This is a genomic window from Sphingopyxis indica (assembly GCF_900188185.1).
In the GTDB taxonomy this organism is placed as follows: Bacteria; Pseudomonadota; Alphaproteobacteria; order Sphingomonadales; family Sphingomonadaceae; genus Sphingopyxis; species Sphingopyxis indica.
Map to the genome: position 1 here is coordinate 193628 of NZ_FZPA01000009.1, position 11548 is coordinate 205175.

At 64.1% G+C, this 11548-nt stretch carries 7 protein-coding genes; 2 read left to right on the forward strand and 5 right to left on the reverse strand.

The features are described 5' to 3' along the window. Positions 1-28: 28 nt before the first annotated feature. Positions 29-2485 carry a glycoside hydrolase family 3 protein gene (locus tag CHB69_RS13250; protein ID WP_089216470.1) on the reverse strand — a complete coding sequence of 819 codons (2457 nt, stop codon included), beginning with the start codon at positions 2483-2485 and terminating at the stop codon, positions 29-31. 189 nt (positions 2486-2674) lie between these two features. Continuing rightward, the gene (locus CHB69_RS13255; RefSeq protein ID WP_212541931.1) at positions 2675-3679 is read right to left on the reverse strand and encodes a glycoside hydrolase family 5 protein; all 1005 of its coding nucleotides are present in this window, start codon (positions 3677-3679) and stop codon (positions 2675-2677) included. Between the two features lie 503 nt (positions 3680-4182). Between CHB69_RS13255 and CHB69_RS13260 the strand changes: the two genes are divergently transcribed. After that, the gene (locus CHB69_RS13260) at positions 4183-6288 is read left to right on the forward strand and encodes a glycoside hydrolase family 2 protein (protein ID WP_089216501.1); all 2106 of its coding nucleotides are present in this window, start codon (positions 4183-4185) and stop codon (positions 6286-6288) included. Between the two features lie 69 nt (positions 6289-6357). Here the strand turns inward: CHB69_RS13260 and CHB69_RS13265 are convergent, their stop codons facing one another. Further along, positions 6358-8241, reverse strand: coding sequence for a glycoside hydrolase family 97 protein (locus CHB69_RS13265; RefSeq protein ID WP_089216472.1), 1884 nt, complete (start codon positions 8239-8241; stop codon positions 6358-6360). A gap of 629 nt (positions 8242-8870) precedes the next feature. On the opposite strand from CHB69_RS13265, the gene CHB69_RS13270 reads away from it, so the two are divergent. After that, positions 8871-9623 carry a FadR/GntR family transcriptional regulator gene (locus CHB69_RS13270; protein WP_089216473.1) on the forward strand — a complete coding sequence of 251 codons (753 nt, stop codon included), beginning with the start codon at positions 8871-8873 and terminating at the stop codon, positions 9621-9623. Between the two features lie 268 nt (positions 9624-9891). Here the strand turns inward: CHB69_RS13270 and CHB69_RS13280 are convergent, their stop codons facing one another. Both CHB69_RS13280 and CHB69_RS13285 read right to left on the reverse strand, forming a co-directional pair. Continuing rightward, positions 9892-10521, reverse strand: coding sequence for a 2-dehydro-3-deoxy-6-phosphogalactonate aldolase (locus CHB69_RS13280; RefSeq protein WP_089216475.1), 630 nt, complete (start codon positions 10519-10521; stop codon positions 9892-9894). After that, positions 10508-11401, reverse strand: a complete 894-nt coding sequence (locus tag CHB69_RS13285) for a 2-dehydro-3-deoxygalactonokinase (RefSeq protein WP_089216476.1) — start codon at positions 11399-11401, stop codon at positions 10508-10510. The genes CHB69_RS13280 and CHB69_RS13285 overlap by 14 nt, the downstream gene beginning before the upstream one ends. Positions 11402-11548 lie beyond the last annotated feature (147 nt).

Sequence of the window (11548 nt, forward strand, 5' to 3'; positions counted from 1 at the left end):
CAATGATGGTCCGGGCGGACGGACGCAGCTAAGGGGTGGGCGGACAGATGCCGCCGGGCGCTTGCGTCGCGAGGCCGATGTCTGCGAAGGAAACCGTCAAGGAGTCGGTCGCGGACAGCGTCCATAGCGGATAGAGTCCCGCCATGTCCGCGCCCTTGTCGGCAAAGCATTTCAGCGGAATGCGCACCGTCCGCCAGCCTGCGCTGCGCTGGAAGAGGTCCGTGGCGTCGACCGTGCCGCCGCCCATCGACAGATTCACGCGGCCGGTTGCCGGCGTGTCGACACGATAGGTCATTTGCAGCATCATTTCCGCGTTGGTTTCGAAACGCAGGTCGACCTTGTCGCCCTCGATGCTCGCCTTGGCGGCTTGACCCGCTGTCCAGCCGAGCTGGATCGCGCCTTCCTGACGGCTCGGTGAATCGACCGGGCGCCGGGTGACGCCCGCACCAAGCGTCAACGCAAAGGGGGCTTGAATCCGGCCGTCGGTGAAATAGCGGCTCTTGTTGGTCGCCGTGGCGTCGATTCCCGCCACTTCGCTCAACCGGCCGACGGCGCCTGGCGCGGCGTAGCCAAGACCATAGCCGAGCGCGAAGAGCGGGTCATAGCCGGGCTGTCCCTTGTTGAGGGTGAACTGGGCGGCGGTCTTTGGCCAGCTGAACGACAGGCGGCCCGTGAAATCCTTTCCGGGCCGGCCCTGCGCGTCGCCGATCAGGACGTCGGCAATGCCGCCGCCTTCGCTTCCGGGAAGCCAGGCCGCGACGAAGGCGTCCGACTGGTTGAGCTCGGGATTGACCCACATCGGACGTCCCGACAGGAATACCGACACGACCGGGATTCCTGCCGATTTCAGCTTCTTGAGCAGCGCGAGCGATTTCTTGTCGCCTGCCTCGAACTCCAGCGTGCGAAGATCGCCGAGGCCCTCGGCATAGGGTTGCTCGCCGAATACGACGATGGCGAGGTCCGGCTTTTCGGTGAAGCTCCCGTCGACGCTCAGGGTTGCGCTGCCGCCTCCGGCCTTCATCGCCTCGGCGATGCCTGCGTAGATGGACTGGGCATTCGGAAAATCGGCGTTTGTGTTGCCGTCGCCCTGCCAGGACAGGGTCCAACCGCCCGACTGCTGCGAAATATTGTCGGCCGCGTTGCCGGCAACCAGAATATGCGCCGAACTCTTCACGGGCAAAGCGCCGTTGTTTTTCAGCAGGACGAGCGACTTGCGCACGGCTTCGCGTGCCAAGGCCCGGTGCGCCGGCGAACCGATTACGTCAATGCGGCTCTCAAACGGACGGGCGGGATCGAACAGCCCGGCCTTGAATTTCACGCGCAGAATGCGGCGCACGGCGTCGTCCACCCGCGCCATCGGGATCACGCCCTCGCGGACCTGCTTTACCGTGTTTTCGAACAGGCCTTTCCAGCTGTCGGGTGCCATTGCCATGTCGAGACCGGCGTTGAACGCGACCGGACAGTCGGTGGTGGTGCAGCCCGGCACCTGTCCATGACCGTTCCAGTCGCCGACGATGAATCCGTCAAACCCCATGCGTCCCTTGAGCACGTCGGTCAGCAGGCTCTTGTTGCCGTGCATCTTGACGCCTTGCCAGCTGTTGAAGCTGGCCATGATCGTGCGCGTCCCGGCGTTGATCGCGGGTGGGTAGCCCGCGGAATGAATGGCGATCAACTCGCTTTCGGGAATCTCGGTATTGCCTTGGTCGATGCCGTTGGTTGTGCCGCCGTCGCCCAGAAAATGCTTCGCGCTCGCCGAGACATGACCTTGCTGCAGCGTGTCTTTTCCGGGGGCTCCCTGAAGACCCTCGATCATCTTCGCGGCATAAGCGCGAACGAGCTCTGGGTCCTCGGAATAGCCTTCGTAGGTCCGGCCCCAGCGGTCGTTGCGGGGCACCGCCAACGTCGGCGCAAAGGCCCAGTCGATCCCGGCCGCGGCGGTTTCCCGTGCGGTAGCTTCGCCGATCCGCCGGATCAGGTCGGGGTCATGAGCCGCACCAAGCGCGCTGTTATGAGGGAAAAGGGTCGCGCCGACGACATTGTTGTTGCCATGCACCGCGTCGATCCCGAACATGATCGGGATCGGGACATGGCCGGGCCGCCGTTCCATCGCGACGGCATTGAAAGCGCGCGCGGTTTCGATCCAGGGTCCGGCCGGCGACCGGTCGGGCGCCCCCATCGGCGGCGAACTGCCCCCCGCAAGGATCGAGCCCAGCGGATATTTGCGCAGGTCCTCCGGTGTGACCGACGCCGTGTCGGCCTGGATCATCTGCCCGACCTTTTCCTCGATCGACATTCGCCGCAACAGGGCGGTGACCCGCGCTTCGGTTTTCGAATCGATCAGGCCCTGGCTTTTCGCCGTGGGCCAAAGCGCGGGATTGGCAACTCCCGGCGGTGTCTGTTCTGCGCCCGCAGAGGCCGCGAACGCGAGAGTCGCGGCGGACAGAGAGGCGCCGAGAAAGGCCGTTTGCGCACGATTCAACCACATTTCACTCGCTCTCCCCCAGTCGTTTCGTCTTCAGTTTCCAATACTCATACATATCAAATGGGAGCGCTATCAAGTCCAAATCGAACCCGGCCTCCATCAGGGTTGCTCCTGGCGCTCCTTCCCGGCTTCGAGCGCGAACGCTGCCGACATCGGGCGATCTTTCGCTGCACGCGGGCCGCGCACGGCATGTCATTTCGTCACCGCCATGATCCGGTCGACCGCCGCGGCGTCTTTCACTGCCCCGGTGGTCCGGTTCAGAAAATCGCCGGTATCCCAATATATCGGTATCAACCCGTGCTCGAACGCCGATTCGGTCACATATTGAATCCAGTAAAGCCGATAGGGGTCCATGCCGGGAAAATCGGCTTTGTTATAAGCGCCATATTCGCCGAGGATCACCGGCACGCCCTTGTCGAAGAAATTCGCTTTCATCTTCTGGAACTGGGTGTCGGTATAGGCTTCGTTCGCCCAGCTTTCGCCAAAGGCCGGGTCCTCGATCATTGCTCCCCATTGCCAGATGCCGCTGTCGCTGTTGATCGTGAAATTGTAGGGATCGTAATAGTGGACCTCCATCATCAACTTGTTTGACACCGTATCGGTCGGCATCGTGGCGTTGCACGTCAGGCTGGCGTCGATATTCGTCGCCCATGCCTGGACGACCAGATAGCGATTGGCATTGTTGCCCCCCGTCGCTCGCACGGCGTTGACGAAGCTTTGGTTGAAGCTGTGCTGTATCGGGCAGTTTTCGGGCGGCGGCTGCCTCCAGTCGAGCGCGATCTCGTTGGTTCCGGCAAACAGCAGATGATCGTCATAGCCCTTGAACGCTTCGGCAATCTGCGTCCACAGGCTGGTCAATTTCGCATTGACCGCGTCCTTTTCCTCGGGGACCGGATTCATCCAGCCGCCGTCCCAATGGATATTGACGATGACGTACAGGTCGGCGTTGCGGGCATAGTCAACGACCTGCTTCACGCGGTTCATCCAGAAGTCGGGGATCCTTCCATTGCCATCGAGATACTGGCTCCACGAGACCGGAATGCGCACGCTTCTGAAGCCTGCGGCCTTGTAGCCGTTCATGATCGCCTGATTGACGTCCGGCTGTCCCCATGCCCCTTCTTCGGAGCTGGTCGCGGGCCTCGGCATCCAGTCGGCGATCGCCTCGAGCGTGTTGCCGAGATTGATGCCGGGCGACATGTGCTGGGAGAAGGCGACGGCTGGCGATGTTGCTGTCGGGGCGGGGGCCGGGGTTGGTGCGGGGATGGCGGGCATTGACGGAGCCGGTGTCGGCGTCGGGGCCGGCGCGGGTGTCGGGGCCGGTAAAACGACCGACGGAGCTGCCGGCGATGAGCCGCCCCCACCGCCGCAAGCCGACATCAGGCCAAGTATCGGTAGCGCCAGGCCCCGGATGACAAGCCTTCCGGCTTGTCGGGCGCTATCTGCGTCGGCCATGTCCTATTCCCCCCTTCCCGAAGTCCGCATTGTCGGACAGCAGCGGTGCCGCCCGGCCGGCCGCCTTGCCCGAGTGGACATTTAAATTGTCTGATGATAGCGATACCAAAGGCTCGGCGGAGGTCAACGGGAATGCGGCGATCGGCCGCCGGTCGCTTTGCCGTCGCTCGATTCCGGGCGAAGAAGGATCGGAGAGCGATTTTTGGGGGAGATAATTTATGGCCATGCCCTGCGGCGGCGCCAATTCCATGCAGCGGAAGGTCAAAGCCGCGCTGTCGCTCTTTCTGCTCATTGTCGGGCTATGGGCTGCGGGCCCGGCTCTGGCCACAGACCGCGGCAGGACACCGATCGACGGCGTGTGGACTTTCAAGCGCGCGGACCCACCCGGTGCCGGAGCGTCCGATTATGACGATGCAGACTGGCCCCGGGTCACGCTGCCCCACAGCTTCAATGGCAGCGACGGCGACGACGGCGGAGGCTATTATCGGGGCCCCGCCTGGTATCGAACGCATGTAACGCTGCCGGCAAAGGCGCCCGATCGCCGGTATTTTCTGGAATTCGATGGGGCCGCGCTGGCGACCGATCTGTGGGTCAACGGGCGCAAGATCGGCCGCCACGAAGGAGGCTATGCCCGTTTCCGCTTCGATGTAACGGACGCCTTGCAAGCCGGCCCCAACAGCGTCGCCGTCCGCGTCGACAACAGCCGCCTTCCTGACATTGCACCGCTGGGCGGGGATTTCACGGTTTTCGGGGGGCTGTACCGCCGCGTCTGGCTGGTGTCGGCGGATGCGCTGCATTTCGACATGGAGGATGACGGCGGCCCCGGTGTCTATGTTTCCACGCCCAAGGCGACCGCCGACGCCGCTTCGATTCGCGCCCGTCTGCGCCTTTCGAACGACACGAAAGCCGATACCGGTGTGCGCTATCGGATCGATCTTTACGACGCGGCGGGGCAGGCCGTCGCCGCGGCCGAGGGGCTGGGCAGCGTGGCTTCCGGCGGAACGAGCGACGCGACCGCCGAATTGGCCCTGTCGAACCCGCACCTGTGGAACGGCATTGCCGATCCCTATCTCTACAAGGTCGTCGCGACGCTCTTCGACACCAAGGGAAGGGTGCGTGACCGCGTCGAACTGCCGCTGGGCATTCGTTCGATCGAAGTGACCGCCGACAAGGGGCTGCTGCTGAACGGCCGGTCCTATCGCCTGCGCGGCGTAAACTATTTCCACGCTCAACGGCCCGGCCGGGGGACCGCGGTGACCGATGAGGAAATATCCGAAGACATGCGGATCATCGCCGAAATGGGCGCGACCGCGGTGCGGTTCGTTCACTATCAGCATCCGCAGCGTGCCTATGACGAAGCGGATCGTCTGGGCTTGCTGGTGTGGACGGAAATTCCCCTCAACGGCGCGATCGACCCGGGCGAGGCGTTCGAGCGCAATGTCGCCCGGCAGATGCGCGAATTGATCGCCCAGAATATGAATCATCCCTCGGTGGCGGTCTGGGGGCTGGGCAATGAGGTCTATGAGACAAGCGACGACGTGCTGCGCGTGCTCCGCACCGCTCAGGCGACGGCCCGCGCCGCCGATCCGAGCCGTCCCACCACCTATGCCCATTGCTGCCAGAACGACGATCACCCCAAGGCGCTCGTCGCCGATCTCAGCGCTTTCAACCGCTATTTCGGCTGGTATCCCGACCAGAAGGGCACGCTAGGCGAATGGGCGCGGACATTTCACGAGCGCTTCCCCGAACGTGCGTTCGCGGTTGGCGAATATGGCGCGGGCGCCGGCATCCGCGCGCAGGAGAGCAACCCCGCCCCGCCGGTGACGACGAGCGCCTGGCATCCCGAACAATATCAGGCGCTCTATCACGAACAGAATTGGCGGGGGATCAGGGACCTTCCCTATCTATGGGGCTCGTTCGTCTGGGTCGCCTTTGACCTCGCCTCCGACGGGCGGAGCGAAGGGGACCGCAACGGCATCAACGACAAGGGCCTCGTGACCTATGACCGGGCCGTTCGGAAGGACGCTTATTATTGGTATCAGGCCAACTGGTCCGACCGGCCGATGCTGCACCTGACCGAGCGCCGCCATGATTATCGCACGCAGGCCCGGGTAACGGTCCGCGTTTACAGCAATCAGCCGGCGGTTCGCCTGACGGTGAACGGCCGCGCGCTTCCCGAAATGCCCGTGGTCGACCATGTGGCGACCTGGACCGAGGTGCAGCTGACGCCGGGACGCAACCGGATCGCGGCGTCTTCGGGCGACCTGCGGGACGAGGCGGTCTGGACCTATGATCCCAACGCCCCGCTTGTTCGCAGGCCGGCCGGGCGTGCCGGACCTCGGACCGAGCAATGAACCAGACGAAATGAAGGCCGCCGCTCTCCAAGGGCGCGGCGGCCTTCCTTGTCGGGTTCGAAAATTGCTTTAGTTGATCGGCGTCAGATGGATCGCGGCGCCGCCGCCGACGCTCATCTGGATGGACAGGCTGTCGCGGCTTGTCACCTGCCGCACGGTGCGGTTCACCTCGTTGCCGGAGGCTCCGTCCTGCCAGATCGTCGCTTCGAAGCGTCCCGATCCGAGCAGGGAGAGCGGAATCCGGACCTTGCGGGCGGTTCCGTTGGTCATCGCCCCGATATACCAATCCTTCCCCTTGCGGCGGGCGAGGACGATGTGGCTTTCCGGCGTGCCGTCGATGAAGCGGGTTTCGTCCCACGCGGTCGGCACCTGTTTGATGAAGTCGAAGCCGCTGGCGTTCGCATAGGCTTCCGGCGCGTCCGACACCATCTGAAGCGGACTGTCATAGACCACATACATCGCCAGTGCCTGACCCCGCGTGTGCTGCGATGTCGGCAGCGACCCGTCGCCCGGTCCCGCCGCTTTGGCGCCGTTGCGAAAACCGCCGGGCGTATAGTCCATCGGGCCCAGCAACATGCGGGTATAGGCAAGTTTCACATTGTGGGCGGGCGTGACGGCGCCCCAGTGGAACTTGTCATGCTCCGCGCCCATCACACCTTCCTGCGTAATGTAGTTGGGATAGGTGCGCTGAAGGCCGGAAGGCGGGAAGGCGCCGTGCATGTCGAGCAGCATGTGCCGCTTTGCCGTCGCTTCGGCGACGCGCACATAGAAGTCGATCATTTCCTGATCGTCGCGGTCCATGAAATCGACCTTGATGCCCTTGATGCCCCAGCTCTGGTAAAGATCGAGCGCCTCGTCGAGGCGAGCGTCGAGCGGCAGCCAATGCAGCCAGAGGATCAGGCCCACGCCCTTGTCGCTGGCATATTGCACGAGGGCGGGGATATCGATCCCGGCCTCCGGTCGCGTGATGTCGTTCCGGGGATCGGGCCACAGGTCGCAGCATTGGCCGGTCTTGTAGGCCCAGCCCGCGTCGATCAGGAAATAGGGAAAGCCCGATTGAGAGGCGAAATCAATGAAGTGGCGGTAGCGCTCCATGGTCGGAGGCGGGGTTTCCAGCGGGCCGGACCACCAGTCCCACGCCGCCTTGCCGGGCTTGACCCACGAGAAGTCGCCGGCGGCCTGCCGCGAAAGATTGCCGACGAGCGGCGAGGCGATCAGATCGCCCGCGCGATCGCCCGCCATGATGACGCGCCATGCGCTCTGCAGGCCGTCGGGCGATTCGACTGCCACATAGGGGCGGCCCTTGCGCGGAAATATATGGACGTCGACGCCGCCGGCGACAGGCCGCAGTGCGGCCCCGGCATAGCCGTCGATTCCGGCCTGAGTCAGCGCGAAGTGCGTCTTGCCAGACGGCGACGCGCAGACCATCGGAAGGTCGTAAAGTTTCGAGGCGTCCAGCGCCGAGATCGCTTTCAGTTGCCACGCGTTTTCATGCGGAGCCGTAAATTCCGAGACTTCGCATTGCGGATCGCCGGCCAGGCGGAATCCGGTTTTCTCGCTGGCGACTTCCACCGGCTTGCCGCCGGGCAGGACATAGCGGAACGCAACGCCCTCGTCATAGGCGCGCGCCTCGATCGACATGGTCCGGCCGCTCGCCCCGTCTTCGCGAAAGCGGATGACGGCGCCATTATAGTGATCCTTGGCCTGGCTGGCCTTGGTGGCGGTGAGGGGGATCGTGCGGTCGACCGTCTGCGTCCTTACATCGACAAGCTGCAATTTCGAAAAATCGGACTCGTTCGCGATATCCAGACCCAGCGGTGCATCCTTGACAATGGTTTCGCCCTTGCGGGTCACCGAATAGGACTGGCCGTCGGGGGCCACACTGATGACGATGCTGTTGTCGGGCGACACAACGGTCACCGGTGCGGTGGCCGCCAGCAAGAGAGAGAGCATTTCAAATTCCTTTCCGGTTATGCGGCGGGTATTTTTCGCCGTGTCGCCAACACGCAGTTGACGGGGGGCGTGGTGGCGGTCTTGAAAATATTGGTTGCGGGGAAGATCACCGTATCGAGAAACTCGGTCGCAGGGGCGCAGCGACGGGCTTTTCTGCCGTCGGAAATGCCGGTCCGAACGCAGCTTTCGGCATCGGTGAAAGGCGCGCCGGGACGGCTGCGCCGCGGATCGACGGGGAGGCGAGCGCGACAAGTCGCTCGACGAATGCCGCCGGCCGCCAAGGGGCGACCAACAAATCTGCTGTTGCAGCGGCGTCGTTCACCTGCTCTTCCCTCCCCCTTATGATACCGCTACCATTTCGCGGGAGAGGGGCTTTTGTCAAGGGGATTCCCGTGCCGCGCGATACGTGCCGCCTGAGGCGGAGCGCGCCAGCGGTGAAGACTGCAACAACGCAGTGCGATTCCCTCGATCAGGTCCGGCGCAAGGGCCCTCCGGATGGGCGGCCCGACCCCTTGACCTGGAAGCGGCTCGCCATTTGTCGCACAAAGTTGATCGCTTGAATGTTATCAGCCTTTTCGTTTGGACCGCGCGTGCATTGCCTCTGGGGGGAAGGGCGCTAAACTATGCGTATGGATGATCCGACCCCAGCACAAAATTTTCATTCGGCCACAGCCGGAAAGCGCCTGCGTATCCACGGCTCGGTAGCGCGCGACCTTGGTATCGCTATCGTATCGGGTCGATATGCGCCGGGCGACTCGCTGCGCGGCGAAATCGAGGCGAGCGAGCGATTGAACATCTCGCGCACGGCCTATCGTGAGGCGCTGCGGATATTATCTGCAAAAGGATTGGTCGAATCGCGTCCCAAAACAGGAACCAAGGTCAGTGCCCGCGTGAAATGGCACATGCTCGATCCTGACGTGCTGCAATGGATTTTCGAGTTCCAACCCAATGATTGCCTGCTGGAAAGCCTGTTCGAACTGCGCCGGGTCGTCGAACCGGAGGCGGCGGCGCTGGCCGCGACGCGGCGAACCGACGATCAGGTTGTCCGAATGGGCAGGGCGCTGGACGCGATGCAGGAGCATACGCTGGCGACCGAAGCAGGACGCCAGGCCGACCAGGATTTTCATGCCGTCCTGCTCGAGGCGTCCGGAAACCCCTTCCTGATCACCCTGACGAGCAGTGTGGGCGCGGCGGTCCACTGGACGACGATGTACAAACTGCGCGAGGCGCCCGTGCTGCGCGACCCGACGCCCGATCATCGGCGGGTATTCGATGCGGTGGAGGCGGAGAATGTCGAAGCGGCTCGCGCCGCCATGACCGACCTTGTCAACATGGCTTTCCTCGACACGCGGGGCGCCATGCTTGGGACGCCGACGCCTTAGGTCGTAAACTCATAAATGGCGCCATCGAGGCGCCCAAATGGCGAACAGGTCGGGGGGAAAGACGCGCGGGGAAGGCTGGTTGCCTTTCCAAGCGGCTTTCGCCCCGAGATGGAAGCCATTTGGGCGTCCCGAAGGGATTTGACCAAAATGGCCCATTGCTTCGCCGAGAAGTCTTGAAATATCGACATATTCCTGTGCCTTCTCTCCTCGCACTGGGCCATTTTGCCTCAAACCTCGATGGCGCCATTTATGAGTTTACGACCCAGGGTCAGGATCGGGAGAGCGCGGTAACCAGCCTCCGTGCAATTCGGCCAATCTCCTCGGCCGATCGGCCCGGACGGTAGAGGCTGCCCCCCGCGGCCACCCCTGCGGCGCCGGCGCCGAGCCACGCGCTGGCGTTGGTCTCGTCGACGCCGCCAACGGCCCAGATCCCGACAGATTTCGGCAACACTTCGCACATCGCCTTCAAATGGCCGGTGCCGAGAGCCGCGGCGGGAAACAGCTTGAGCTGCTTTGCCCCTGCCGAAAGAGCCGCGAAGGCTTCGGTCGGCGTCATGCAGCCAGGCATGGCCTCCAGACCGCTTTCCACTGCGCGTGCGATCACCGGGGGATCGACATTGGGCGCGACGATCAGGCGCGCGCCCGTCTCGGCAACGGCGTTCACCGCGTCGACCGTCAGCACCGTGCCCGCGCCGATAAGGGCTGTCTCGCCAAAGCCGGCCTGCATGGCGGCGATGCTCTTCAGCGGCTCGGGCGAGTTCAGCGGCACCTCGATCATGCGGATACCGGCGTCGATCAACGACGCGGCCACCGGTACTGCTTCGTCCGGCTGGATTCCTCGTAATATTGCGACAATGGGCGGTGTGCCCGCCGCCAGCAGTTCGTCAATCATCGGCATCGACTATCCTCAATCCAGCAAGGGTGCAGGCTTCCGCATCATTCGGCTCGGCACCGGTTCCGAAACGGGTCAGCGCCACCGCATAGCGCTCGGCAAGACCTGGCGCGCCAATGATCCGAACGGGTGAAGGGGAAGGGACCGCGCCGGCCATTTCGGCGCATTCGCTGCCGATCAGAAGGCCGGAGAGAAACGCCGATGCCCATTCGGCCGACTGACCCGCATCGACCTGCGCAGAACGGGCGAGAAACAGGCTTCCGAGCAATCCCCCGTCTCGCGCCGCTTCGACACCGGCGGCGAAGGCCGCTGGGTCACCGGCGGCTTCACCGGCAAGGGCCGGCAGAAGGCTCGACCCCCTTAGCCGGGCGAACAGTTCGCCGGTCAGGAAGGTGCGAAAGCTCACGATGCGCCCGCTTTCGACGACGGCCCACTTGCTGTGCGTGCCCGGAAGCACCAGCATATGCCGCCCCTCCGCCAGCGCAGGGTCCAGCGCCATTGCACCGAACAGCTGCGTTTCTTCTCCGCGCATCAGGTCGCGAAGGCCGCCGTCGCGGTCGCAGGCGCATCCGGCGGCGATACGGATGGCAAGGCCGTCGAGCGCGAAGGCGGCCGTCCGCTGTGTCCATTGCGCGGCGTCGAGAGGGCAGGGGGCATAGCCGGCCTCGTGCAGGCCGCCGCGCGCGCCTGCCATGCCGCACAGGGTGACGCGGCTGGCGCCGGCGGTGCGCCATGGAGCGATGGCGTCCAGCAGAATATCGGCCGCCGGTTGTTGGAGGCCGATCACGCCGGGACCTTCGCGTCTGTCCGTGATCTGGCCGTCCTCCAGGCGCCAGAGCCTGAGGCGCGTGCTGCCCCAATCCCCCAATAGGCGAAGGCCGGTCATCGCCTGAAACCCGGCCGGTTATGGCTGCGCCGGTTCACGCAGTTCTTCCGGCGGCAGGGCGTTGGTGGGTTTTGAGCCCCACAAGGCGTAGAAGAGGACGTAGAGTTCGCAGGCGACGGTGAGCCAGAAGCTGTTCTGGAGGCCGAC

Bases quoted from the DNA above. Each gene is read 5' to 3' on its own strand.
- CHB69_RS13265 (WP_089216472.1), bottom strand. From the start codon at position 8,241: ATGCTCTCTCTCTTGCTGGCGGCCACCGCACCGGTGACCGTTGTGTCG.
- CHB69_RS13250 (WP_089216470.1), bottom strand. From the start codon at position 2,485: ATGTGGTTGAATCGTGCGCAAACGGCCTTTCTCGGCGCCTCTCTGTCC.
- CHB69_RS13285 (WP_089216476.1), bottom strand. From the start codon at position 11,401: ATGACCGGCCTTCGCCTATTGGGGGATTGGGGCAGCACGCGCCTCAGG.
- CHB69_RS13270 (WP_089216473.1), top strand. From the start codon at position 8,871: ATGGATGATCCGACCCCAGCACAAAATTTTCATTCGGCCACAGCCGGA.
- CHB69_RS13255 (WP_212541931.1), bottom strand. From the start codon at position 3,679: ATGTCGCCCGGCATCAATCTCGGCAACACGCTCGAGGCGATCGCCGAC.
- CHB69_RS13280 (WP_089216475.1), bottom strand. From the start codon at position 10,521: ATGCCGATGATTGACGAACTGCTGGCGGCGGGCACACCGCCCATTGTC.
- CHB69_RS13260 (WP_089216501.1), top strand. From the start codon at position 4,183: ATGCAGCGGAAGGTCAAAGCCGCGCTGTCGCTCTTTCTGCTCATTGTC.